At 59.1% G+C, this 25,502-nt stretch carries 21 protein-coding genes; 10 read left to right on the forward strand and 11 right to left on the reverse strand.

What is annotated here, in order from left to right:
* A complete protein-coding gene (locus tag ACL7TT_RS12315) occupies positions 1 to 348 on the reverse strand; it encodes a DUF2149 domain-containing protein (protein WP_413395775.1) in 348 nt (115 codons plus the stop codon).
* Positions 348 to 875, reverse strand: coding sequence for a MotA/TolQ/ExbB proton channel family protein (locus ACL7TT_RS12320; protein WP_413395777.1), 528 nt, complete (start codon positions 873 to 875; stop codon positions 348 to 350). The genes ACL7TT_RS12315 and ACL7TT_RS12320 overlap by 1 nt, the downstream gene beginning before the upstream one ends.
* Before the next feature lie 419 nt (positions 876 to 1,294).
* On the opposite strand from ACL7TT_RS12320, the gene ACL7TT_RS12325 reads away from it, so the two are divergent.
* The 3 genes from ACL7TT_RS12325 (at position 1,295) to ACL7TT_RS12335 (ending at position 6,104) form a co-directional block, all read left to right on the forward strand.
* Entirely contained in the window at positions 1,295 to 3,463 is a 2,169-nt protein-coding gene (locus tag ACL7TT_RS12325; protein ID WP_413395779.1) for a TonB-dependent hemoglobin/transferrin/lactoferrin family receptor, read from the forward strand.
* 204 nt (positions 3,464 to 3,667) lie between these two features.
* Entirely contained in the window at positions 3,668 to 5,320 is a 1,653-nt protein-coding gene (locus ACL7TT_RS12330; protein ID WP_413395781.1) for an amidohydrolase, read from the forward strand.
* Between the two features lie 514 nt (positions 5,321 to 5,834).
* The gene (locus tag ACL7TT_RS12335) at positions 5,835 to 6,104 is read left to right on the forward strand and encodes a hypothetical protein (protein WP_299942344.1); all 270 of its coding nucleotides are present in this window, start codon (positions 5,835 to 5,837) and stop codon (positions 6,102 to 6,104) included.
* A 97-nt stretch (positions 6,105 to 6,201) separates the two neighbouring features.
* Here ACL7TT_RS12335 and dcd read toward each other — a convergent pair whose 3' ends face one another.
* Positions 6,202 to 6,771, reverse strand: coding sequence for a dCTP deaminase (dcd, locus tag ACL7TT_RS12340; RefSeq protein WP_299942342.1), 570 nt, complete (start codon positions 6,769 to 6,771; stop codon positions 6,202 to 6,204).
* Positions 6,772 to 6,971: 200 nt separating this feature from the next.
* Between dcd and imuA the strand changes: the two genes are divergently transcribed.
* Both imuA and ACL7TT_RS12350 read left to right on the forward strand, forming a co-directional pair.
* Positions 6,972 to 7,658, forward strand: coding sequence for a translesion DNA synthesis-associated protein ImuA (gene imuA, locus ACL7TT_RS12345; protein ID WP_413395784.1), 687 nt, complete (start codon positions 6,972 to 6,974; stop codon positions 7,656 to 7,658).
* Positions 7,659 to 7,683: 25 nt separating this feature from the next.
* Entirely contained in the window at positions 7,684 to 9,165 is a 1,482-nt protein-coding gene (locus tag ACL7TT_RS12350; protein ID WP_413395786.1) for a Y-family DNA polymerase, read from the forward strand.
* A 286-nt stretch (positions 9,166 to 9,451) separates the two neighbouring features.
* Here ACL7TT_RS12350 and ACL7TT_RS12355 read toward each other — a convergent pair whose 3' ends face one another.
* Together ACL7TT_RS12355 and ACL7TT_RS12360 are read right to left on the reverse strand one after the other, a co-directional pair.
* On the reverse strand, positions 9,452 to 10,897 hold the full coding sequence (locus ACL7TT_RS12355; protein ID WP_413395788.1) for an O-antigen ligase family protein: 1,446 nt from the start codon (positions 10,895 to 10,897) through the stop codon (positions 9,452 to 9,454).
* Positions 10,898 to 11,230: 333 nt separating this feature from the next.
* On the reverse strand, positions 11,231 to 11,701 hold the full coding sequence (locus ACL7TT_RS12360; RefSeq protein ID WP_413395790.1) for a pilin: 471 nt from the start codon (positions 11,699 to 11,701) through the stop codon (positions 11,231 to 11,233).
* A gap of 386 nt (positions 11,702 to 12,087) precedes the next feature.
* On the opposite strand from ACL7TT_RS12360, the gene pilB reads away from it, so the two are divergent.
* The 5 genes from pilB to yacG all read left to right on the forward strand — a co-directional run bounded on the left by pilB (position 12,088) and on the right by yacG (position 17,004).
* Complete coding sequence (gene pilB / locus ACL7TT_RS12365) at positions 12,088 to 13,797, forward strand: type IV-A pilus assembly ATPase PilB (protein ID WP_413395792.1); 1,710 nt, start codon at positions 12,088 to 12,090, stop codon at positions 13,795 to 13,797.
* A gap of 161 nt (positions 13,798 to 13,958) precedes the next feature.
* Positions 13,959 to 15,173: a type II secretion system F family protein gene (locus tag ACL7TT_RS12370; RefSeq protein WP_413395794.1), complete on the forward strand. Its 1,215-nt coding sequence runs from the start codon at positions 13,959 to 13,961 to the stop codon at positions 15,171 to 15,173.
* A 12-nt stretch (positions 15,174 to 15,185) separates the two neighbouring features.
* A complete protein-coding gene (locus ACL7TT_RS12375) occupies positions 15,186 to 16,070 on the forward strand; it encodes a prepilin peptidase (protein WP_413395796.1) in 885 nt (294 codons plus the stop codon).
* A 67-nt stretch (positions 16,071 to 16,137) separates the two neighbouring features.
* Positions 16,138 to 16,740, forward strand: a complete 603-nt coding sequence (gene coaE / locus ACL7TT_RS12380) for a dephospho-CoA kinase (RefSeq protein ID WP_413395798.1) — start codon at positions 16,138 to 16,140, stop codon at positions 16,738 to 16,740.
* Positions 16,741 to 16,788: 48 nt separating this feature from the next.
* The gene (gene yacG / locus ACL7TT_RS12385) at positions 16,789 to 17,004 is read left to right on the forward strand and encodes a DNA gyrase inhibitor YacG (protein WP_413395799.1); all 216 of its coding nucleotides are present in this window, start codon (positions 16,789 to 16,791) and stop codon (positions 17,002 to 17,004) included.
* A gap of 16 nt (positions 17,005 to 17,020) precedes the next feature.
* Here the strand turns inward: yacG and mutT are convergent, their stop codons facing one another.
* The 6 genes from mutT to ftsZ all read right to left on the reverse strand — a co-directional run bounded on the left by mutT (position 17,021) and on the right by ftsZ (position 25,488).
* Complete coding sequence (gene mutT, locus ACL7TT_RS12390) at positions 17,021 to 17,461, reverse strand: 8-oxo-dGTP diphosphatase MutT (protein WP_413395801.1); 441 nt, start codon at positions 17,459 to 17,461, stop codon at positions 17,021 to 17,023.
* Between the two features lie 9 nt (positions 17,462 to 17,470).
* Positions 17,471 to 18,679 (reverse strand): bifunctional glutamate N-acetyltransferase/amino-acid acetyltransferase ArgJ, encoded by a 1,209-nt coding sequence (argJ, locus tag ACL7TT_RS12395; protein WP_413395892.1) that lies wholly within the window; start codon positions 18,677 to 18,679, stop codon positions 17,471 to 17,473.
* Between the two features lie 216 nt (positions 18,680 to 18,895).
* Positions 18,896 to 21,652, reverse strand: a complete 2,757-nt coding sequence (gene secA / locus ACL7TT_RS12400; RefSeq protein ID WP_413395803.1) for a preprotein translocase subunit SecA — start codon at positions 21,650 to 21,652, stop codon at positions 18,896 to 18,898.
* Between the two features lie 162 nt (positions 21,653 to 21,814).
* A complete protein-coding gene (locus ACL7TT_RS12405; RefSeq protein WP_413395805.1) occupies positions 21,815 to 22,750 on the reverse strand; it encodes a M23 family metallopeptidase in 936 nt (311 codons plus the stop codon).
* Between the two features lie 143 nt (positions 22,751 to 22,893).
* Entirely contained in the window at positions 22,894 to 23,805 is a 912-nt protein-coding gene (gene lpxC / locus ACL7TT_RS12410; protein WP_413395807.1) for a UDP-3-O-acyl-N-acetylglucosamine deacetylase, read from the reverse strand.
* A 462-nt stretch (positions 23,806 to 24,267) separates the two neighbouring features.
* Positions 24,268 to 25,488, reverse strand: a complete 1,221-nt coding sequence (gene ftsZ, locus ACL7TT_RS12415; protein ID WP_413395809.1) for a cell division protein FtsZ — start codon at positions 25,486 to 25,488, stop codon at positions 24,268 to 24,270.
* Positions 25,489 to 25,502 lie beyond the last annotated feature (14 nt).

Genomic DNA, 25,502 nt, shown 5'->3' on the forward strand with positions numbered 1-25,502 from the left:
CTATTTACCCCCGCCAGCGTTGTTTTTTGAGGACGCTTCTTTTCTTTCCGGTACATACACCAGGCTGCCATCGGCCATCTGGTAGGCAATCCCCGCACGGGTGCCCTCGCCCGAGCCGATCTCTCCACTGGACTTGTACTGCCTGATTTCCTCACCGTCTTTTACGATGACTTCCATATTGGGCTCGCCGGCATTCTTGATTACCGTGACTTTTTCATTGGAAAAGACATTTAAAGGGTTTTGCGCGATGGCGATCAGGAGTGCAGCGATGATCACCAGGAAGACATCAATCAGGTTGACCGCGCTCAGAATCGGATTGAGTTCCTCATCTTCATCCAGAAAGCGCATCAGGCGGGCTCCTTCAACTTGCGGATATTGATCAGCTCGGCGGCAAACCAGCGCTTCTTCACCGAGGCGGGCCAGAAGGTGAGTGTGGCAATCACCAGGCCCCAGATCACCGCGGCAAAGGCAATGATCAGGTTTTCGCTGATGCCCTGAATATTGCCATCGGCCAGGGCGCGCAGCGCCGGTCCCATGGGGATCATGGTGGCAATCAACCCCAGCATGGGGGCGAGGCGGGTGGCCATGCGCAGCGTTTCCAGTTTTTTCAGCGCGAATACTTCCAGTTCGTCCTCACAGGCCGCGGGGTGACGCACAAAGTAGTTGTGCACCTGGTACCCCGGCAGCCACTCCGCCCGCCCCTGCTTCAGCGCCAGCCGATAGGTCGCGGCGTTGCGGCGGCGCAGTGCCCACAGGGCAACAAAGCGCCCCACGGCGTAGAGCGCATAGGCAAACAAGACCAGGATTATGAGCAGCACCGGGGTCATCAGCACATCGGCCACATTCGCCATCAGGTTTTCAATCGTTGCAATCATCACGGCAAGCCTCCCCGGCCCGGCTGTTTTCGTTCTGTACCAGTTTCGTTCTGTACCAAAGGCCGCGAAAAGTACCTGAACAATCCGATAGCGTCAAATTTAATCTAATTAAAATTGATTATCATTTAGCTTTACATTATTCATCCAATCCCTATAATCCGCTTCCGGTCAAGCCGGCAACCAATCCGGTTGTCGGTTTGCTGCGGCACAGGGAGCTGCCGCTGCCGGTCACAGGCTGGCACGGGCCCCGAAACGCCCGCAATTCCTCGCAGTTGCGCCAGTTTTCGGGGGCGACCACCCAACAGGTCACGGAAGGGCTGTTGGGTGGTCAGGCAGACACCGGGCCAATACGGTGGACACAGTACCGGCGCACCACCCAGGCCTGCTGGCATGCGCAAAAATAACGCAAGGACAACACCATGAAACTTCGCCCACTCGCAGCGGCCTTACTGGGCTTGGCTTCCTCCTCCCATCTCTACGCAGAGACTGCACCCGCCTCCTCCGCCGATGACCTGGAGCTGGTTGTTGTCAGCGGCCGCGCGGAAAAGCCGCTGAAAGACGTTACCGGCAGCATCTCTGTGGTCACCAGTGATGAAATCGAGCAGCTGCAGCTCAACGATATGAACCAGCTGTTTCAATACGAGCCGGGCGTCGATGTCACCGGCATGGTGGGCGGTGCGCAGAATATCCTGGTGCGCGGTATGGGCGGAGACCGCGTGCTGATCATCAAAGACGGCATGCGGGTCAATGAGGGCTACGGCGCAAATGGCCTGAACGATATTGTGGGGCGCGGCTTTATCGAGGTGGACACCCTGAAACAGGTGGAAGTGGCCAAGGGCGCCGCGTCCTCCCTGTACGGCTCCGATGCCCTGGCGGGCATTGTGGTCTTTGTGACCAAGGACGCCAGCGACTACCTGGAGGATGGGGCGCAGTTCGGCGGGGCCCTTAAAACGGGCTACACCGGCATTACCCGCCAGGCACATCTCTCCCCCACCCTGGCCCACCGCGCGGGCAATTTTGAGCAACTGCTGCAGATGGCCTACCGCGATGGCGAGGAACAGCAAAATTACAACGAGACCCGGACGCCCTTCCAGATTGAATCCGACAGTCTGCTGTACAAGGCCAGGTACAATCTGGGTGGCGAGGATTTTATCGGCTTCAGCATCGAGCACTGGAAACAGGAAACCGAGGGTGGGCGCGCCAATGGCCTGCTGAGCAACTTCCGTCACTTAGCCAGTTTCGGCTACAACATCGTGGAAGAACAGACGGTTTCCAGCAAGGAAAACCGCGCGTATCAGCTGCGCTACCACAGCGAAACCCCCAGTGCCATCTACGACCAGTTGAACATCAGCCTGTACCGCAACGCGTCTGAACAGGAAGACGAACAGTACGCACGCCTGGATATCAATGCGCCCCGATTCAGCGTATTCGAAATCCGCGACATGTGGGAAACCGGTCTCTACCGCCAGGACACTCTCGGCCTGCTGTCCAATGCCAGCAAAGCCCTCAACGACACCCATACCCTGGGCTACGGCCTGGACCTGGAGCGCACCGAGAGCCGCCGCACGGTTCACGAGTACCGGGAAGTGGAAGCGACTACCACGCGGGATTTGAGCACGGATAAATTCCCGCAAAACACGGTAAGCCGTGCCGGCCTGTTCCTGAACGACGAGATAACCCTGGCCGCCGGCCGGCTCACGGTGACACCGGGACTCCGGTACGACTGGTACGAAATGGATCCCGAGGGTGCCCTGAAATCGGACGGCACCCCCTACACCACCATTGAGGAGAGCAATCTCTCCCTCAACCTGGGTGCCCTGTACAGAATCAATACGCACCTGTCCGCCTTTGCCCAGTACGGCCAGGGCTTCAGGGTACCGGCCTACGATCTGGCCTATATCGAGCACGAGCAGCAGTTCTCGGACTACATTTACCAGATACTGCCCGCCGATGACCTGGCACCGGAAACCAGCGACACCTTCGAACTGGGCCTGCGCGGGCACTTGGGTCCCCTGGCCTTCAGCAGCGCTGTTTACTATACAAAATACGACGATTTCCTGCAGGCCGCCCTGGTCAACAGTGCGCGGATATTCGACGACGCAGGCAATTTCTCCCACGACCTGGAGCAGTACCAGTACCAGAATATCGAGTCCGTCACTATCAAGGGAGTGGAACTCGCTGCAAGCTGGCCTCTGTCCCCGGCCTTTGAATTGTTTGCCAATGCCAGCTACCAGCACGGTAAGGATGACGCCACCGGCGACTACCTCACCAGCATCAGCCCGCTCTCCGGGGTAGTCGGGGCCAGCTACAGCGGCGCGAGTCTCACCAGCCAGTTGCTGCTGCGCTGGGCAAACCGCATGCACCTGGTGAATGACAACGAGACGGAAACCGCCGGCTTCGGCACAGTGGACTGGGTACTGGGATACCAGCTGTTGGATCAGCTGTCCGTGAATCTGGCGGTCAACAACCTGTTCGACAAATACTATGTGCCCTACCTGAATGTGGCGGGTCGCGACACGGTCCGCGATCTCTCGGTCAATGCCGCGCCCGGGCGCACCTTTTCCGCATCGCTCAGATACGCGTTTTAATTTCCCCTCCCACGCTTCACCCAGTCTCTTTTGGCCGCCCCCGTGCGGTCTTTTTTATGCTGGGAAAAAGCCCCCAAAGCCCTACTGTGAGAGCCGGCGAACCCGGGGAAAACCCGCGCGCCCTGTGCCGGGGGCAGAGGCGGCACACAGCCCCATAAACAGATACAATACGCACAAAAAAGTCCAACAGAGAGGCAAATCACCATGCAGATTCTCCGCACACTGGCAGCCGCACTGGTTGCCACCGCCGCCATGGGAGCCCAGGCCACCACGCTGATACACAATGTTTCCGGGTACCAGACAACGGACCAGGCCCTGGTCCGCTTCGACGCCCTGGCCTTTGACCGCGGCAGGGTGCTGGCCACCGGCGATTTCCAACAGCTCAAGCGGCAGTATCCCCAGGCGCAGAAAATCGATGCAGAGGGTAAAACCCTGTTGCCCGGGCTGATCGACGCCCACGGACATATGCTGGGGCTCGGCCAGTTGAACCGGATGCTGGATTTGCGCGACCAATCCCTCGACAGCGCACGGGTATCCATCAAGCAGTATGCCAAACAGCTGGCGCCCGGCGAGTGGCTGCTCGGGCGCGGCTGGAACCAGGTCACCTGGCCCGGCAAACAATTTCCCACCCGCGCACAACTGGATACCCTGGACATCGACCAGCCCATCTGGCTGCGGCGCGTGGACGGCCACGCGGGCTGGGCCAACTCCAAAGCGCTGCGCCTCGCCGGTATCGACCGGCACACCGCAGCCCCCGAGGGCGGGGAAATCCTGCGCGACGCCAAGGGCGAGCCCACCGGCATACTGATCGACAATGCCATGGGTCTGTTGCAGCGGGCGATCCCCAAGCCCACCCTGGCCCAGGATAAAAAATCCCTGCAGGATGCCTTTGCGCAGGCGCTGGCTTTGGGGCTGACCAGTGTGCACGATGCCGGAATCAGCGAACAGACCCTGCGGGCCTACCGCGAACTCGCACAGGAAAACGCGATCCCCCTGCGGATGTACCCCATGCTTTCGGTAAACAGCCACAATTACGCCAAGCATCTGCGCGCGGGGCATATCGGCAGTCCCTCCGAGCGGCTCTATATGCGCAGTATCAAACTGTCCGCCGATGGCGCTCTCGGCAGCCGCGGCGCCGCGCTGCTCGAACCCTACCACGACCGCCCGCAGGAGAAAGGGCTGCTGCTCTACCCGGAAACGAAGATGCTGTCGCTGCTAAAACTCGCCAGCGATAACCAATTTCAGGTCAATGTGCATGCCATTGGCGACCGCGCCAATCATATCGTGCTGAATCACCTGGAAACCCTGCACAAGGCCAGCAGCCAGAAAGACCACCGCCACCGCGTAGAGCATGCCCAGGTTCTCCAAGTGAAGGATATCCCCCGCTTCCAGCGGCTCAACCTGATTGCCTCCATGCAGCCCACACACGCCACCAGCGATAAAAATATGGCCGGAGCGCGCCTCGGCGAGGCGCGCCTGACCGGCGCCTATGCCTGGCAGACCCTGCTGAAACAGGGTACCCCCATTGCCGCCGGCTCAGATTTCCCGGTGGAGCCGGCCAACCCGCTCTTCGGCCTGCACGCCGCAGTCACCCGCCGCGACCGTCAGGGCACACCCGCGCGGGGCTGGCGCGCAGCGGAAGCCATGACTCTTGAACAGGCCCTGCGCGCTTTCACCCTGGACGCCGCCTATGCAAGCCACCAGGAAACGGTGATCGGCAACCTCACGCCGGGTAAATTTGCTGACTTTATCCTGTTGGACCGGGATATTTTTGCCATAGACCCACAGGCAATCTGGCGCGCGCAGGTGCTGGAAACCTGGGTGGAAGGGGAACAGGTCTACACCAGGGCCCACTGAGATCGCACGGTTTGTGATACGGCGACCGCACAGACCCACAACCGGGCAGCAATGCAGAAAAGGGGGGAAAGGAAATCCGGGGTGGGAGTAAAAAACATCCGGTCAAAAATAATTTGCGGCCGAATTCATTTCGACCGCTCCCTCTTTAAGCTGACTGGCTCTACTCCCGCTGTCACCTCGCTGAAATCATCCAGACCAGTGGTCACCCGCTGTGGGCGTATTTCCGGGTTAGTCCAGTCTCCGTTACGGCCCGCTTTTTATTGGGCTTTGCTCCGCAAAGCACGCCTCGGCACTTAAATAGTAGTCTCGCGACATCCCCAATCCAAATTCCTTCAATCCGCCGGTACAGGCGGCAGCGAACAATCCCCTGCCCGGCTCGTATTTTTATACTCCAACAGGCCCCGGATTGAGCACAATTTGTTGCTGCCATGGCCCCACCCTACACTGGCTGCGACATTGTTCGGCCCTTTCCGCCGACACCATCACCCTCCACCAACCTATGACAGAGGTGTCTATGCGACGCAAAGCCATCAAACATCTCAGCCTGGCCGCGGTATTGGCTGCGGGCCTCGGGGGCCAGGGCTGTGCCAATATGAGCGATACGGACCGCCGTATCGGTACCGGGGTCGGCATCGGTGCCGTATCAGGAGCACTGATCAGTGGCGGACGCCCCGGTGGTACCGCCGCAGGTGCTGTGATTGGCGCCGGTGCCGGCTACCTCTACGACCGGGAGAGAAAGCGCAGGGATCACTACCGCTATCGCGGCCGTTACTATCGCTATTAGGTTGAGGCAGCCGGAGTCCGGGGCGGCACCCTGTGCGCGTCGGACTCCACTGGGCGGGCGGCAGCGTCGCAGATGCTGAACCCCGCAAGCCAGGGTATCAGGTGCGCGGCAGGGTAACGCCGCGCTGGCCCTGGTACTTGCCGCCGCGGTCCGCGTAGGAAACGTCACACACCTCGTCGGACTCGAAAAACAGCATCTGCGCCACACCCTCGTTGGCGTAGATCTTGGCCGGCAGGTTGGTGGTGTTGGAAAATTCCAGCGTGACATGGCCTTCCCACTCCGGCTCCAGCGGGGTCACATTGACGATGATACCGCAGCGGGCATAGGTGGACTTGCCCAGGCAGATGGTGAGCACCGAGCGCGGGATACGAAAATATTCCACCGTGCGTGCCAGCGCGAAAGAATTCGGCGGGATCACGCAGTAGTCCCCTTCCACATCCACAAAACTGTTTTCGTCAAAGGTCTTCGGGTCCACCGTGGCGGAGTGCACATTGGTAAAGATTTTGAACTCGCCGGCACAGCGCACATCGTAACCGTAACTGGAAGTGCCATAGGAGATCAGCCGCTCGCCCGCTTTGCCATGGCGCACCTGGCCCCGTTCAAAAGGCTCGATCATGCCGTACTGCGCGGCCATCCGGCGAATCCACTTGTCGGACTTGATACTCACTGCACCCCCTTGAATAGATTGATCCGAAATTGGTAAAGAAGGCGGAATCATAGCGGGTTTGCACTGGGCACAAAAGTGGCGATCCTCCCTGTCGACACTTGCGGCCAGTAGCTAGGTACTGTATAAATTAACAGTACTACTGTATAAAAATACAAACCACCTCCTGATCGAGCCGGGGGTCGGGATTGGGGGAGGGAGACTTGGGCAGCGCGATAAATCTACAGCAGGGCCGCGACCCGGACAACCGGCCGGAATACCGGCGCATGGACGCAGACAGGCCGCCGACTGCCGGCGGGCGCGAATGCACTGGCATCCCGACCGGCTACGTCAGCCTGGATGCCCTGCTCCCACAGCGCGGCTGGCCCCGCGGCGCCAGCACCGAACTGCTGCCCAAGGGAGCCGGGATTGGTGAATTCTCCCTGCTGCTGCCCACCCTCGCCAGGCTCACCCGGCGCGGCGGGCAGGTACTGTTGGTCAACCCGCCCTGCACCCCTTTTGCCCCCGCCCTCGCCCGCAGCGGCATTGCGCTGGACAAACTGTGGCTCGTGCATCCCCGCGGGCCGCAAGACACCCGCTGGGCGATCGAGCAATCCCTCTGCTCCGGCAGTTGCGCAGCCCTGGTCAGCTGGCAGGGCCACCACACCTTCACGAACAAACACCTGCGGCGCCTGCAACTGGCCGCCCAGAGGGGAAACTGCCTGCACTTTCATTTTCGCCCCCACACCGAATCCCTCAGCCCCTCCCCCGCCAGCCTGCGCCTGCAATTGCACAGCAACGGCGCGCAGCTGGTGCTGGAACGGCTGCAACAGCCCGGTGGTGCCAGTGGCCGGCGCCTGTCTTTGGCCCGCATAGCCCACCCGGCGCACTGTGCCCAGCCCCTGCACTGAGCCGGGCAAAAACGCGGACGCTGCCATGCTCTGGCTCTGTATTCAATTGCCCACACTGCCCCTGGAAGCCCTCACCCGAACCCTCAAAGCGGGTAAGCAGACCGGGGCCCTGGGGGTGGTTGAACAGCAGTGGATTGTTGCCCGCAACCGCCCCGCCGCAGAGCGCGGTGTGGCGGTCGGGCTCAGTAGCGCCACGGCGCGCGCGCGCAATAGGGGTCTTTATCTGCTGCAACGGGACCGGGCACAGGAGCAACAGCAGTTGGCGCAACTGGCCCGCTGGAGCTACCGCTTTACCCCGCTGGTCTCCGCCCAGGCCGCAGGCCCGATGCAGGACGGGGACAGCCGCCCGGCCTGCCTGCTGGTGGAATTGAGCGGCAGCCTGAAGGCCAACGGCGGGCTCAGGGCCCTGCTGGATCAGGTGCAACAGGCACTGGAACAGATGAACCTCGACGGGTTGATGGGCCTCGGCCAGAGCCCCAGTGCCGCGCGCCTGCTCAGCCAGTTGCCGGCGCACCGGCGGTGGCTGGCGCAAGCCCATAGCGCCCCCAGCCCGCAGCAGTGGCAACAGTGGATCGGCGCCGCTCCGAGCAAACTGCTCGACTGCGACCATCGCACCATGACCCAACTCTACGCTTGCGGTATCCGGCGGGTGAGCCAGTTACGCACCATGCCCCTGTCCGAGGTGGCTTCCCGCTTTGGCCGCCCTTTTGTGGAGTATTTCACCCGCTTGAATGGCAGCCGGCAGGACCCGGTCTCCAACCACCACCTCCCCGCCCAATACCCTACCGCGCTGTATTTTCGCAGGCCCCTGGAACACAGTGAGCCGTTGCGGTTTCCCGCCAACCACCTGCTCAGGACACTCTACCAGCAGCTGCAGCGGCGCCAGTGCGATCCCCGCCAGCTGCACTGGCAACGGGATTTTGGCCGGGGCAGAAGCCACAGCTACACCGGGGCAGACCCCCGCGCTCCGCTGGCGTCCCAACGCCTGCTGGCATTGACCAGACGGCAACGGGAACAAGCAGCGCCTGACCCCGTGCGGACACTGCGTTTGACGTGCAGCCAGCCAGAGCCCCTGGCTCAGGAAAAACCCGCAGAGGCACTGTTTAACAAGGGCAGCCAGGCGCTGCTGGACAAGCTCAAAGCCCGCCTGGGCCACCAGGCCCTGTCCACGGTTGCCCTGAAGGGAAACGGCCTGCCCGAGCAGGCCTGGCACCCACCCCTGCCGAGCAATCGGGGGCAAAAGTGCCCTCCGCCCCCGCCCTGTCATCCTCCCCGCCCCAACTGGCTGCTGCCCCGCCCCAGCCCGTTATCACACCGCGGCCACACGCTGTTTTACCGCGGAGAATTGCAACTGCTGCAGGGCCCAGAAAAAATCGGCGGTTATTGGTGGCAACACGGCCATCACAGGCGGGATTACTATATGGCGAGAGGCGATGACGGCGGGCTCTACTGGGTCTTTCAGGACCTGACCTCCAGGGCGTGGTTTTTACACGGTATCTTTTCTTAGGAATAGATTGGCAGGACCAGAAAGCTCGTGGAATAGAAAGTGGAGATCAGGTGGAAAAATACAGCGGTTCATTGTTATATATGGGCAAAGTTATACATGGGCCAATTTCGATCATTGCACCATGCCCGCACGCCGGGGTTCATAACAAGATTCGCGAAGCGCGGTTTCTGATAATAAGTGCAATCGGTGGATCGGAGGCCGGTTGGTAGAACCTGACCATGCATTCTTCACTATTGGGCAAAAGGACGAAATATCAGGATTACTTTAAGGGCCGCCTGAAAAATAGCTAATATCCTGATAGTACAAGGGGCGCCCCATTAGCCCAAAATCGAGGACCGCGATGGCCCTCCTGTTGCCCAGCCTGCTGAATAAGGTATTTTCCTGCAAGCTCAACAAAAACAACGAGGAAAACAGCACAGATAAATCGCAAGGCCACACTGCCAGAGGGGCTCACCCACAGCACTGTATTTTTTTTCCTGTTGCCTCCCCCCACAAGCAACCCCACAAACAAAAAAAACAGTACTTGAGGTGCCGGCATAACCAGGATACCGCCAAAGAGCGAGTAGACAGATGCCGCACATAGAGCAACGAGCAATGCGACCTGAATATCTTTATTTTTCCCGATACAATTGCTTTTAATCTGTTGGTAGGATGCCCAGTTCAGACATAGTATGGCAGCAATAGCGGAGGCGGTGGCAATACCTCCCCACTCATACAAAAACTGCAAAATGCTATTGTGTGGATGCCCCACAAAATCCGTAAAATTATGAAATGTATAAGACCCCATGCCGTTGCCGATAAAGACATTCCAGGCTGAAAGCTGACCCAATAACTCTTTCCAAATATCAATTCGCCTTGAGGTACCTGAACGCAATAAATAGGCACCATCACCCAAATAGTTTACAATCAGAAAATAAACCAGAAAAGCAGCAACACAGACTACCAGGCCAATTAAAATCTCACGACGCCAGGGCTTCAAAAATATGAAGGACAACAATCCAGCAACAACAGTGGAAAGCAGCAAGCCCCTAGCTCCACTAGCAAAGGCGAGCAAGAAATTAAAAAATAAAAATAAATATGCGAGACGATAAAACTTTGCTTTTGCAGAAAATAGCATCAATAGCGGTATAATAAAAACCTGGATTTGGTTAAAAAACCGGAAATTATCCACAAAGGGAAAAATCATCTCGGCACGCAAGGCCCCACTTACAAAAACCTCAAATCCAAAAAAAAGCAAGCTTTTAATAACGACCAGCCCGTGACAGAACAGGAATACACCCAGCAGCCACTGAGACAAACCCACTCTGGCAATATAAACACCGACAGTGAACACCGACAGCAACAGCAGCCAGTGGATACTCTCCAAAGCAGACTGGCAGGGATGATCAGACAAGGCGGCAGAAATAAAAATAAAAAGGCAGGAAACCAGCCAGGGGAGAACCATGCCTCTCTGATGAATTACATCGGCAATCCCGGCTCTATACACCTTAAAAAAGACAAGCAGGGCGGCGCTGCAAATCAACCCAACCTGCAACACCCTCTTGTAATCGTAATAGCCAAACCCAAGTTCCAAGACTAGAATATGGAAAGGGTTAAGGGTCAGAAAAAACCAAAGGGAACACACTGCAACACACAGCCACCCATACCCACTGCCCTGTCTCGCTCCAATGCTGCCCTGTGCAGAATACGAAGTAAAATAATGAGTGGGCAATGCTTTATAAAACCATGCCATTATTATTCTTAAGGTGACCAGCTATTGAATAGATAGCCATCAGTTAATCATTCTGTATTTTCCGCAAGCTTAAAAAAATGGACCACTCAACTTAAGTGGCCCATTTTACCAGCTCTATACCAGAGCAACCCTTCAATGTATATAAAAACAATCTTCTAGAAAAACAACCCTATTTACAGCCTCAACTAACTCTTTGACTGAAGATCCCAGACTTCAGTTGTTTGAGCCCCGGAGTCAAAGAGAAAATATGGACAATAGCTTACAAATCAGGGCGTTCCCTCAAAAAAATGGCATACTGATACAATTGGCAGGCTATATCAATCAAGATAAAATTTAGGACCCACGACAATTTGCTGGCAAAAATTGCTTTTCAACTGTAGTTGCAGTTGTATTACATAGCCATTGGATTGTACCGGTAGAATTTCCATCAGAAATCGCTGTACCATTAATTTGGGGTACAAAAACTATATCCTGCTTACCTGTCCCAAGCTGCGGAATTCCACTCATCGTCAGTGTAATAGCGCCAGTAGTGCCATCTATTGCAACATTTCCCACCAATTTGGTTTTTACATTATCAATATCATTTGAAATCTCAGTGGCATACCTTGCAATTCCAGCTACACCTGAGTCAGCGAACAGCTCAGTCACACCCACCTTTAGGCTGCTGGCCATAACCATACCTTCAGATACCTTGGCGCGTACCGTGTAGTCCTGGTAAGCAGGCAGTGCCACCGCCGCCAAAATACCGATAATCGCCACCACAATCATCAATTCAATAAGAGTAAAACCCTGTTGCTTTTTCATTGTAACCGTCTCCATACAAACTTTTCGTTAAGGTGAATCCCGTGAGGAAATCACAGAATAAGATACAAGGATTGTGCCAATTCCAGCAAGTAAAACCCGTGTGCCTTTGGTGTAAATGCGATCTGTATCACTTCTCTAGTATCTGCGGTCTTTTGCCGATCAGCAAAAGCTGACCAAGCCAATCAAACAGTGACAAAATTTGTCAGTAGTGAACAAATCCCTGTTTCATTTTTTTACCGGGAGAAGACTATACGGTTTGGTTTGGCTGATAGGAATTCTTTCGTTATATTTGGCTCCGGCCCCTGGCGTTCCCACCGGGAAGTGGTGGGGGGAGACAACATTCTTTTGTGCCAAGGGTTCAGTTACTGTATGCGACGGTGTATTCCATGACAGCTCCCCCCCTTAGCGGCCTGGCCAAACGCCTGGTGGCAGAGCAGGTGCTCGACGCAACCACGGCCGCTGCCGCCACCCAGGCAGCGCGGCGGGAAAACCAGACCTTTGCCCAGCACGCGGTGGAGGCCAAACTGATCAAGGCCCGCGAACTCGCCGGAATTGCCGCCCTGGCTTTTGGCACACCCCTGTTTGAGCTTGGCAGCTACAACTTCGAGCTGATCCCCAAGGATATCGTTGATGAAAAACTGATCGCCAAGCACTTTGCCCTGCCCCTGTACCAACGGGGCAACCGCCTGTTTGTAGCCGTGGCGGACCCCACCAACCTGGCGGGGCTGGATGAGATCAATTTCAATACCGGCCTCAGTACTGACGCGGTGCTGGTGGAGGCGGACAAGCTGGCAAAAGCCATCGAGAGTTACCTGTCCCATAACAGCGATATGGGTGCGGGCCTGGAGGGCATGGACGACGAGGAGCTGGAAGCCCTGGAGGTGGGTAACGACGAACCGGCACGGGACGACGAGGCCCCCGGTGGTGATGAAGCCCCCGTTGTGCGCTTTGTGAACAAGGTGCTCCTTGATGCGATCCGCAGCGGGGCCTCAGATATTCACTTCGAGCCCTACGAAAAAACCTACCGGGTCCGCTTCCGCACCGATGGCGTACTGCACGAAGTGGCCAAACCCCCCATCCAGTTGGCGCCCCGCCTCTCGGCGCGCCTGAAAGTGATGTCGAAAATGGATATCTCCGAGCGGCGCGTACCCCAGGATGGGCGCATCAAGATGAAGCTGTCGAAAACCAAGGCCATCGATTTCCGTGTCAACAGCCTCCCCACCCTGTGGGGGGAAAAAATCGTGCTGCGGATTCTGGACCCCACTTCCGCCCAACTGGGCATCGATGCGCTGGGCTATGAGGAGGAGCAAAAACAACTGTATATGGATGCCCTGGCCCAGCCCCAGGGCATGATCCTGGTGACCGGCCCCACCGGTTCCGGTAAGACCGTGTCCCTCTATACCGGACTCAATATTCTCAACACCCCGGAGCGCAATATCTCCACGGCGGAAGACCCGGTGGAAATCAACCTGGAGGGGGTCAACCAGGTGAATGTCGCCGCCAAGGTGGGGCTGGATTTTGCCGAGGCCCTGCGCTCCTTTTTGCGCCAGGATCCGGATATCGTGATGGTGGGGGAGATCCGCGATCTGGAAACCGCCGAGATCGCCATCAAGGCCGCGCAGACCGGGCACCTGGTACTGTCCACCCTGCACACCAATTCGGCCCCGGAAACCCTCACGCGCCTGATGAATATGGGCGTACCCACCTTTAATATCGCCACCTCGGTGAGTGTGATTATCGCGCAGCGATTGGCGCGGCGGTTATGTAAAGAGTGCAAGAAACCGGTCACACTGCCCAATGAGGTGCTGGCTGAGGAGGGCTTTTCCGGGGTGACCATTCCCAAGAACACCTGGACCCTCTTCCAGCCTGTGGGTTGCGAACACTGCTCCAAAGGCTACAAGGGTCGCGTGGGCGTGTATGAAGTGGTTCGCATTACCGATGGCATCTCCAGAATTATAATGGAGGGCGGCAACTCGATTCAGATTGCCGATCAGGCCCGCGAGGAGGGTTTCAATAACCTCAGGACTTCGGCTTTGCGCAAGGTGGCGATGGGGATTACCAGCCTGGAGGAGGCCAATAGGGTGACCAAGGATTAAGTGTACCCTGCCGATTGTGCCTTCTGCCGTACAGGGGGCTGGATACCTTACAGTAAAAAGTTGGATGCCCTGGTCACCGGCGCCAGGCGAGCAATCCTACACCGCACAATTGTGCCGGAATTTTGATTGCCGCAGTGAAATAACAAGCAGGAAACGTATTTATGGCCAACGCCACAGCGGTCGCCTACCTCTACAAAGGCGTGGACAGCAAAGGGGCCAGAGTCCAGGGGGAGATCAGCGGTACCAGCCCGGCGCTGGTCAAGGCGCAATTGCGCAAGCGGGGCATTATTGCCAACCGCGTGCACAAGAAACCCAAACCGCTGTTTGGCGGTGGCAAGAAAAAAGTCAAGCCCGCGGATATCGCCCTGTTTACCCGCCAGATGGCCACCATGATGAAAGCGGGGGTACCGCTGGTACAGAGCTTTGAGATCGTGGCCGATGGCCTGGACAACCAGGGCGTGAAAGCATTGATTTTCACTATTCGCGACGATGTGGCCTCCGGTACCGCATTTGCCGAGGCCCTGCGCAAGCACCCGCTCTATTTTGACAACCTCTTCTGCAACCTGGTGGCATCCGGGGAGCAGTCCGGTGCGCTGGAAACCATGTTGGACCGGATTGCCACCTACAAGGAAAAAACCGAGTCGCTCAAGGCAAAAATCAAAAAGGCCATGACCTACCCGATTGCGGTGGTTGTGGTTGCCATTGTCGTAACCTCAATCCTGCTGATCAAAGTGGTGCCGCAGTTTGCCGAAACTTTCTCCAGTTTCGGGGCAGACCTGCCAGCATTTACGCAACTGGTGGTGGGGATGTCCGAGTGGATGCAGGCCAACTGGTTTATCGCCCTGATTTGCGTTGTAATCGGCATTGGCGGTACGCTGGAAGCCAAGAAGCGCAATAAACGCGTTGCTGAATTCTTTGACCGCTTGATTTTAAAGCTCCCCATCCTTGGCAATATTACCTACAATTCCATTTCTGCCCGCTTTGCCCGTACCTTATCAACCACCTTTGCTGCAGGCGTTCCCCTGATTGATGCCCTGAAATCCGTTGCCGGTGCGACAGGCAACAGCCTGTACGAAGAGGCGACTCTGAAAGTGCGCGACGCCGTGGCAACCGGCATCCCCTTGAATGTGGCCTTAAGAGCCTCCGGTCTGTATCCCACCATGCTGGTGCAAATGACCGCGATCGGCGAAGAGTCCGGTGCGCTGGATGAAATGCTGGGCAAAGCGGCCGATTACTATGAAGAGGCCGTGGATAATATGGTGGATAACCTGACCACTTTACTCGAACCGATGATTATGGCGGTACTGGGCATCCTGGTCGGTGGTTTGATGATTGCCATGTATCTCCCAATATTCCAGCTCGGCCAGGTGGTATAAGACACAATCCCAATGCTCGACACCCTAATCGCACACCCCGCGCTGCTTCCAAGCGGCGCTTTCCTTTTGGGCCTGCTGATCGGCAGCTTTCTCAATGTGGTGATCCTCCGTTTACCCGTGATGATGGAGCGGGACTACAAACGGGAATGTTACCGCTACTTTGATATCCCGTTGAATACCGCGGAGCAGAAAACCCTCGCTACCCCGTTCAACCTGATGCGCCCCCACTCCCGCTGCCCCCACTGCCGCGCGACAATAAAACCCTGGCAGAACATTCCGGTGATCAGCTATCTGTTTCTGCGCGGCCGTTGCGGCGCCTGCGGTGCCGCCATCGCCGGGCGCTATCCCCTGGTGGAACTGATCACCGGGGTTCTGACCGCTGTTGTGGTTTGGCAGCTGGGCTTTACCTGGCAGGCGCTGGCAGGCTGTGGGTTGACCTGGGCCCTGGTGGCCCTGACCGGGATCGACTTCGACAAGCAGTTGTTGCCGGACAGCATCACCCTGCCGCTGCTGTGGGCCGGGCTGCTGGTCAATCTCCAGGGCCTGTTTGTGCCTTTGGAGGATGCGGTCATCGGGGCGGCGGCGGGCTACGGGTCCCTGTGGCTGGTTTTCCACGGCTTCAAGCTGGCCACCGGCAAGGAGGGCATGGGCGCCGGGGATTTCAAGATCCTGGCCGCCATCGGGGCCTGGTTTGGCTGGCAGATGCTGCCCATGGTGATCCTGCTCTCGGCGGCGGTGGGTGCTGTGGCCGGGATCACCTGGAGCCTGGTGGCCGGGCGCGACCGCAGCCTGCCCATTGCCTTTGGCCCCTACCTGGCGGGCGCCGGCTGGATTGCCATGCTGTGGGGGGACCAGATCCTGCGCTGGTACCTGAACTTTGCCGGCCTCGGTCGCTGATGCCGTTGGGCAGGCCCGGCAACTTGCCGTACACTGGACCCCGGATTTCGCCTGGGGAGGCAGCGCCTTGTTTAGGGTTGGTCTGACCGGTGGTATCGGCAGTGGCAAGTCGGCCGCTGCCGGGTGCTTTCGCGCATTGGGTATCCCGGTTGTGGATGCGGACTGGGCCGCGCGGGTGGTGGTGCAGCCCGGCCAACCCGCCCTGGCGGAGATCGCCCGGCACTTTGGAAGCGCCATACTGCTTGAAAACGGCGCCCTGGACCGGGCCGCACTGCGTACCCGGGTATTTGACGATCCCGCCGAACGGGCCTGGCTGGAGCAATTGCTGCACCCGTTGATCCGGGAGGAAATCATCACCGCGCTCAAGCGGAGTCCCGGGCCCTACGCAATACTGGAGTCCCCCCTGCTGATGGAGTCGGGCCAGGACCAACTGGTACACCGGGTCTGCGTGATCGACCTGCCCGAATCCCTGCAGATTGCCCGCGCCAGCGCCAGGGACAACTGTTATGGGGCGCATATCCGCAAGGTGATGGCGGCGCAGCTGAGCCGGGAACAACGCCTGGAAAAAGCCGACGATGTGCTGGATAATTCAGCCGGGTTGGCGGCACTGCAAGCCCAGGTGGAAACCCTGCACAGCCAGTATGTGAAAATGGCCGCAGCCACACCCTAGCCACCGATTCAAGTGACCAGCCCATTCATTACCGGTATCCAGCTCCCCATGTCCAAACGCAACGCCACCCCGTCCCTGAACTGCCCCTCGTGCAAAAAACCCATCGCGTGGAGCGACCGGTTTCCCTTCAGGCCGTTTTGCAGCGAGCGCTGCAAGCTGATCGACCTGGGCGAATGGGCCAGTGAGGGGCACAGGATACCGGGCGAGCCGGCCTACGGTGATATACCGGGAGATGAGCCGAACCCGGACCAGCCCCACCACTAACCCGAGCCCAAGGGATTCACAAGCGGCCTGATTGCCGCCCCTGGCCGCTGTCTAGACTGCCCTGTCGCGCCGTTTTGAGCGCATCGATCATCCCCCGGTTGGCCTCGGGAAAGCGGTATTGGTCCAGCGCCTGCAGTGCCACCCAGGCAATTTCCTGGCCCTCCCGGCCCACGGCCTGGCCGGAAAACGCCGTGACCTGCCAGGTATCCAGCAATACGATTTTTTCCCGGTAGGCATGGCGGATCGCCACCAGCGGCTGCAGTGTGCACACCGCGATGGCCACTTCCTCGCGCAGCTCGCGGCAAAGGGCCTGCTGTACGCTTTCCCCCGCTTCCACCTTGCCACCGGGAAACTCCCAGTAGCCGCCCATATGCTGGTGCCGGGGGCGGCGGGCGATCAGGATTTTGCCGTCACTGCGCACCACAACCCCGACCGCGACATGAATCGTTTCATCCACGCTGACTCCTTAGGACCGGTATTCGGCGTTGATGGTGACATACCCGTGGGAGAAGTCACAGGTCCAGATATGTTCGCTGCAATGGCCGCGGCCCAGTGCGATGCGGATGGTAAAGGCCGCTTTGGCGAACACCGCCGCACCCTGGGCCTCCCGGTAATCCGGGGCGCGGCAACCGGCCTCCACCACCGGCACCCCGTCCAGGGTGATATGCACCCGCCGGGTATCCAGCCCGCCCTGTATACCGTTGCCGATCGCCATCACCAGCCGCCCCCAATTGGGGTCCGAGGCGTAGAGGGCGGTTTTGACCAGTGGCGAGCGGCCCACCGCAAAGGCCACCCGCAGGGCCTCCTCAGGGCTCTCCGCCTCCGCCACCTGCAGGGTGACAAACTTGCTGGCCCCTTCCCCGTCTTGCACAATCGCCTGGGCGAGGGCGATATGGACCTCTGTGATGGCCTGGCGCAGGGCGCTATAGCCCGCATCCCCAGGCGTTTTAACCGGCCTGCCCGCCGCGCCCGTGGCAATCAGGACACAGGCATCGTTGGTGGAGGTATCCCCGTCCACACAGATGCGGTTGAAGGAGGCCCCCACCGCCTCGTTCAGCAGGGTATCCAGCAGGGGCCGGGCAATAGCGGCATCGGTGGCGACATAGGCGAGCATGGTCGCCATATTCGGCTGGATCATGCCGGCGCCCTTGGCGATGCCGGCAACGGTGATCCGCTCACCCTTGACCTCCAGGGTGCGGCTGGCGGTTTTGGCGCGGGTGTCGGTGGTCAGGATCGCTTGTGCGGCGCGGTCCCAACCGCGGTGGCACAACTGCGCGGCAGCGGGGGGTATAGCGTCCAGCAGTTTCTGCAGTGGCAGATGCTCGCCGATCACGCCGGTGCTGAAAGGCAACACCTGTTCCGGGCGAACAGCCAGGGCTTTGGCCACGGCCGCGCAGCAGGTCTGCGCATCACTGAGCCCGCGCGCCCCGGTGGCCGCATTGGCATTGCCAGCATTCACCAGCAGGGCGCGAACCCGCCCCCGGCGGAGATGCTCCCTGGCCACCACTACCGGCGCTGCGCAAAAGGGATTCTGGGTAAACACTGCCGAGACAGCGGCGCCCTGGTCGATTTCAACCAGTAGCAGGTCATCGCGCTGCCAGTCCCGAAGACCGGCCGGGACGCTGGCAAAGCGAACCCCCTTCACAGGGGGCAGCGGTGATTGGGACATGGCGATCACACTCGAAGGCCGCTCTGATGCAGGGCTTGCAAGGAACGACCGAGGCATAAAAAGGCGTCATTATCAAAGTGATACCGGCGGCTGGCAAGCCACAATCGAAAACTTCTGTGGAATTTCTTCGGTTATCCGCAGATTATGCTGATTCTATCTCTAAAAAACCCCGCGAATTGCGGGGGTTTTTAACCGGCTTTTTGCCCTCATCCCTTCACGGCGCTAGGAACTCTGGGTGGGGGAGGCCAGCTTGCCGTGGCACTGCTTGAATTTTTTACCGGAGCCACAGGGGCAGGGATCGTTGCGGCCCACCTTGGGTCCGCGGCGCTCCGGGCGGGGGCGGGGCGGGGCGGCTTGTTGCTGCGGCGCACTTTCCCCCAGCGCGGAGGCCTGGGCGTGGCGCAATTCCAGCTGCTGCCTGCGCTGCTCCTCCAGGCGCTGCTGCTCCATCTCTTCCATCTGCTCGCGGGTCATGGGCTCTACATGCGCGAGGATGCGCACCACTTCGTGCTTGAGGTTTTCCAGCATGCTCTGGAACAGGTGAAAGGACTCGCGCTTGAACTCCTGCTTGGGGTTCTTGTTGGCGTAGGCGCGCAGACCGATACCCGCTCGCAGGTGATCCATGCTGGAGAGGTGCTCCTTCCAGAGCTGGTCCAGCACCTGCAGCATAATCTGCCGCTCTATGGTGGCCATCAGGTTGGCATCGCCGGAGGATTCGCCGATCCGCGCCACTTTGCCCGTATAGGCTTCCTGGGCCGCACTGGCGATCTTTTCGCGCAGGCTCTCCTCATGCAGGGTGCGGTCCGCATCCAGCCACTGCTGTACCGGCAGCTCGATACCCAGTTCACCGGCCAGCTGCTGCTCCAGCACGGGGATATCCCACTGCTCTTCCACACTTTGCGGCGGCACCGAGGCGGAAATCATTTCGTTCACCACATCCGCGCGTATGGCGGTAATGGTATCGCTGATCCTGTCCGCTTCCAGCAGCTCATTGCGCTGGCCGTAGATCACCTGGCGTTGGTCATTGGCGACATCGTCGTATTCCAGCAGCTGCTTGCGAATATCGAAATTGCGTCCCTCGACGCGACGCTGGGCCTTTTCGATGGCATTGGAGACCATGCGGTGCTCAATGGCTTCGCCGCGCTCCATACCCAGCATCTGCATAAAGTTCTTGACCCGGTCGGAGGCGAAGATGCGCATCAGGTTGTCTTCGAGGGAGAGGTAGAAGCGGGTTGCACCGGGATCGCCCTGGCGGCCGGCGCGACCGCGCAGCTGGTTGTCGATGCGGCGGGATTCGTGGCGCTCAGTGCCGACAATATGCAGGCCACCCGCTTCGATGACCTGGTCGTGGCGCTTCTGCCAGTCTTCCTTCAGCGCGGCAATCTCGGCTTCGCTGAGCTCCCGGCCCCGTTCCTGACCGAGCGCTGCCATCTCGGCCTCCCAGTTGCCGCCGAGCACGATATCGGTTCCGCGGCCGGCCATATTGGTGGCGATAGTTACCGTACCGGGGCGGCCTGCCTGGGCGATAATCTGTGCTTCGCGCTCGTGGTATTTGGCGTTCAGAACCTGGTGCTTGATATCCGCTCTCTGCAACCGGCGCGACATCTCCTCGGAGGTTTCGATGGAGGCGGTACCCACGAGGACCGGCGCCTGCTTCTCGCGACAGTGCTTGATATCCTCAATAATGGCTTCCAGCTTCTCCTCTTTGCTCAGGTAGACCAGGTCATTGCGGTCTTCGCGCAAAACAGTCACGTTGGTGGGAATCACCACCACATCCAGTGCGTAAATCTGCTGGAACTCGAATGCCTCGGTATCCGCGGTACCGGTCATCCCGGCCAGTTTGGGATAGAAACGGAACAGGTTCTGAAACGTGGTGGAAGCGAGTGTCTGGCTCTCGCTCTGGATCTGCACCTTTTCCTTCGCCTCCAGGGCCTGGTGCAGGCCTTCGGAAAGGCGGCGGCCCGGCATGGTGCGACCGGTGTGTTCGTCAATCAGCACGACCTGACCGTTCTGTACGATATAGTCCACATCTTTGTTGAACAGCACATGGGCGCGCAGCGCCGCGTGGACATGGTGCAGCAGGCCCAGGTTGCCGGGGGCATAGAGGGACTCATCGGCTTTCATCAGGCCGGAACCCGACAGCAGCTCTTCGATCAGCAGGTGCCCCTGTTCGGTCAATTCCACCTGGCGGGTCTTCTCGTCCACGGTGTAGTGGCCCTCGCCGCCCTCCTCGGCGCGCGACAACTGCGGCACCAGCTTGTTCATCGCGGTATACAGGTGGGAGGAGTCCTCGGCGGCACCGGAAATAATCAGCGGTGTGCGCGCCTCGTCGATCAGGATGGAGTCAACCTCGTCCACGATGGCAAAATTCTGTGGCCGCTGGGTGCGGTCCTCCTTGCGCAAAACCATATTGTCACGCAGGTAATCGAAGCCGAACTCGTTGTTGGTGCCGTAGGTAATATCCGCCTGGTAGGCGGCTTTTTTTTCCTCGGGGGGCTGTTGGGAAACAATCACCCCCAGGCTCAGGCCGAGGAACTCATACACCGGACGCATCCAGTTGGCATCCCGCGAAGCCAGGTAGTCGTTCACCGTGACAATATGCACACCCTTGCCCTCCAGGGCATTCAGGTAGGCGGGCAGGGTTGCCACCAGGGTTTTGCCCTCACCGGTACGCATCTCTGCGATGCGCCCCTCGTGCAGGGTCATACCGCCGATCAGCTGCACGTCAAAGTGGCGCATGCCCAGCGTGCGCCGGCTGGCTTCGCGCACGGCGGCGAAGGCCTCCGGCAGGAGCTGGTCCAGTGATTCCCCGTCTGCAAGGCGCTGCTGGAATTGCGCTGTTTTGCCGCGCAGCCCGGCGTCGTCGAGCTTCTGGAACCCCTCCTCCAGCGCGTTGACCTTGTCCACGACCCGCCGCATGCGCTTCAGCTCGCGATCATTTTTAGAACCAAAGACCGATTTAATCAGTTTGCCAATCATTGTCTAGAAACCACTTATCTTATTTGCACTGTCGGTGTGAATGCTGGGCAGTGTGCTGCACCGATGCGCCTTTATGCGAGGGGTGCAAGTAAACAGGAAGGCGCTGGCGCTGGCAACTCTGATGCCAGTTGCCAGCGATTGCGCGTATGGGAAGCGTAGTTGCTATCTGCCGGTGCGACGGATATAGCTGGCCGGGTCGACCGCGCGGTTGTTCTTGAAGATTTCGAAGTGTACATGGGGGCCGGTGGAGCGCCCACTGGAACCCATCTGGGCAATAACCTGCCCCTTTCTCACCACGTCGCCAAGGCCGACCTCAAGGGCCCTGTTGTGGCCGTAGCGGGTCGAATAACCGTTGCCGTGGTTGATCTCCACCAGTTGGCCATAGCCGTGGCGCTCATCGGCCCAGGTCACCACACCGGCGGCGACGGACACCACATCGGAGCCCATTTTGCCGGCAAAATCGACCCCTTTGTGCCAGGTGCGGCGCCCGCTAAAGGGGTCCGTACGATAGCCGTAGCGGGACGACATCCACCCTTTGGTAATCGGGCGCCCGGCGATAAACTGCTCATCCTCGAGCTTGAGGTTCGCCATCAGGGATTCGAGCATCTCAAGCTGCATCTGCCGGTCGTCTATCTGGTGAGACAGGTCATCGATCACATCGAGGAATCCGGGAGACTGGTAGGGCAGCTCGGAGGCACCGGCTATCTGGGGGTCTTCCGGACCCCCAAGCGCCGGCGGGGTGCCGAACTGGAATTCCCCCTCATCCAGGTTGGCGACGGCGGTGAGGCGCTCGCCCAGCGCATCGAGACGGGTGAGGCGTGCCTGCAACTCCGCCAGTTTCACTGTCAGCGCCACCAGTTGCTCCCGCGCCGCCCGGTCAGCCGCCCCGATTTCCTCCTGCTGCTTGCGCAGCGCCCGCTCCCACGCCTTGGCGGTGCGCGCATCGAACAAATCGGTCTCGACCACCGAAAGATTGGTCCCGAGTAAAAAAGCACCCACCGGCAGACCGAGCAGGCACAGTCCCAGCAGCGCTTTACTCAGGCCGCCAAAATTGAAGCTGCGGGTTGCGCCGCGTTCGTTGACCAGAATGATTTTCATAGCAAGCGGGGGAAATTCGACATTCTATAATTTTGATTATTTCTGCCAGGAGCCCCGGCGCTGCAGCGCACGCCGATCACCGGCGGTGTTAGCTGTCGTCAAGCAAAAAGCCGACCTTATCATGCCCGCTTCCCACCGGAGTATCAAACTGCCAGTATCGGCTTTACATAAGAGATGGGCGCTTCCTGCTCACTCTCGAAGGTCACCATTTCCCAGGCATCTTCCTGCGCCATCAGGTGACGCAGGGACTTGTTGTTGAGCGCATGACCGGATTTAAAGGCTTTAAACTCACCGATCAGGCTGGTGCCCAGCAGGTACAGATCACCAATGGCGTCCAGGATCTTGTGTTTCACAAATTCGTCTTCATAGCGCAAACCACCTTCGTTCAGAATACGGTACTGGTCGATCACAATGGCGTTGTCGACGGAACCGCCCTGCACCAGGCCCTTGGAACGCAAGTATTCGATTTCGTGCATAAAGCCGAAGGTGCGCGCGCGGCTCACTTCCTTGACGAAGGAGGTGCTGGAAAAGTCCACCGAGGAGGTCAGGTTGCGCCCCTGGAATACCGGGTGATCAAAGTCGATGGTGAAGGTCACCTTGAAGCCATCGAACGGCATAAAGCTGGCGACTTTGTCGCCCTCTTCAATGGTAACTGGCTTTTTGATACGCAGGAATGTTTTCGCTGCAGACTGCTCCTGGATGCCGGCGGACTGGATCAGGAAGACAAACGGACCGGCACTGCCATCCATAATCGGCACTTCCTGGGCGGACAGCTCGACAATGGCATTGTCGATGCCCAGCCCCGCCATTGCCGAGAGCAGGTGCTCTACGGTCGCAATGCGTACACCGTCTTTCACCAGAGTTGTGGACAGCAGGGTGTCGCCCACATTTTCTGCCCGGGCCTCAATCTCCACCACTGGGTCCAGATCGGTTCTGCGGAACACGATGCCAGTGTCTACGGGAGCGGGTTTGAGCGTGAGAACCACTTTTTTGCCAGAGTGAAGACCTACACCAGTGGCGCGGATAGCATTCTTAAGCGTGCGCTGTTTGATCATGAAACTGTGTTTTCCCCGTCGGTGGGCCAGGCGGCAAGCGGCCGATGCTAGCATAATTGCGACGCCAATACCAATTCCGGGCAGGCGGTCATTTCAACACACCGCTACCACCCTTTGAGGATAGTTCAAGCAAGGATTGGAGCGCCACATCATTTCGCAATAAGACAACATTCTATGAGCTTGAGTGCCTCAAGCACTGTAAAAAATTGTTAATTATTCATCTGCCGCGAGGATTTACGGGGAAATATGGCACGGAGCGGCCGTGCAATTCGGTCATAAAAGCCCGATCGGGCTGCCGGGGATGCCGTTTCAGTTTTCGGCCCACCGATCCAGGACTCTGCCTCAAGGGGCAAAAATACCCTTCCCGGACCCGTTCGGGGCCCGGGAAAGCCCCACCACAGAGGCGGCACCCGGCCCTGGGGCCGGATGGACATGAGCGGTGTGCCTCTGCGGTGCCGACACTCAGTCAGCCTGGCGGCGCAGGAAGGCCGGAATATCCAGGTACTCCATATCCGTATCTGCCGGGCTCGGCGCCGGTGCCGGGCGTCTGGGACGTTCGACGTCCAGGCGCGGACGGGGATCCGCACTCTCCCGCGGGGACAGGCCGGTGGCACTGTGGGGTTCGCGCATCTCGCGGGCTTCACGGGGCTCGCGGGCCTCCCCACGGCGGCCGTTGTCCACCACTTTGGCAGGGCGCGCCGACGAGCTGCCCTCTCCCAGACCCGCTGCGACAACCGTCACACGCATCTCATCGCCGAGTTTGTCGTCTACTGCAGTACCGATCACCACGGTGGCTTCGTCGGAAGCGATCTCCTGAACAATCTCTCCAACTTCAGAGTACTCACCCAGGGTCAGCTCCTGGCAACCGGACTCTTCGCTGCCGGTGATGATGTTGACCAGAATACCGCGGGCACCAGACAGGTTGACATTGTCCAACAGCGGACTGCGCACGGCTTTTTCCGCGGCTTCGCGCGCGCGGCTTTCGCCGATGGCGGAACCGGAGCCCATCATGGCCATGCCCATTTCGGACATCACGGTGCGCACATCGGCAAAGTCCACATTCATAATCCCAGGGCGGATCATCAGGTCGGCTATGCCCTGCACCGCACCGAGCAATACGTTGTCGGCCTCCTTGTAGGCGGACTTCATGGTGATCTTGTTGCCCAGTACCTCCAGCAAGCGATCGTTGGGAATAGTGATCAGCGAGTCGACCTTGTCGCGCAACTCGAGGATACCCTCCTCGGCCACCACGGTGCGCTTGCGCCCCTCGATCTTGAACGGGCGGGTGACAACCGCTACGGCGAGGATGCCGAGCTCTCTTGCGACCTCGGCAACCACTGGCGCGCCGCCGGTTCCGGTGCCGCCGCCCATGCCCGCGGTGATAAACACCATGTCCGCGCCGCTTAACACCTCGGCAATCCGGTCGCGGTCCTCCAGAGCCGATTGCCGACCGATATCCGGGTTGGCGCCGGCACCCAAACCGCGGGTGATGGAACTGCCCAATTGCAGGATGGTTTGTGCCTGGATATCTTTCAGGGCCTGGGCGTCGGTGTTTGCGCAGATAAAGTCCACGCCCTCCACATTACTGGCAATCATCTGCTTCACGGCATTGCCGCCGCCGCCGCCGACACCAATTACCTTGATGACAGGTTTGTCCTGTACACTATCAACTAGTTCGAACATTGCTGTTCCCCTTT

It is taken from the genome of Microbulbifer jejuensis (genome assembly GCF_047289955.1).
Classification (GTDB): Bacteria; Pseudomonadota; Gammaproteobacteria; order Pseudomonadales; family Cellvibrionaceae; genus Microbulbifer.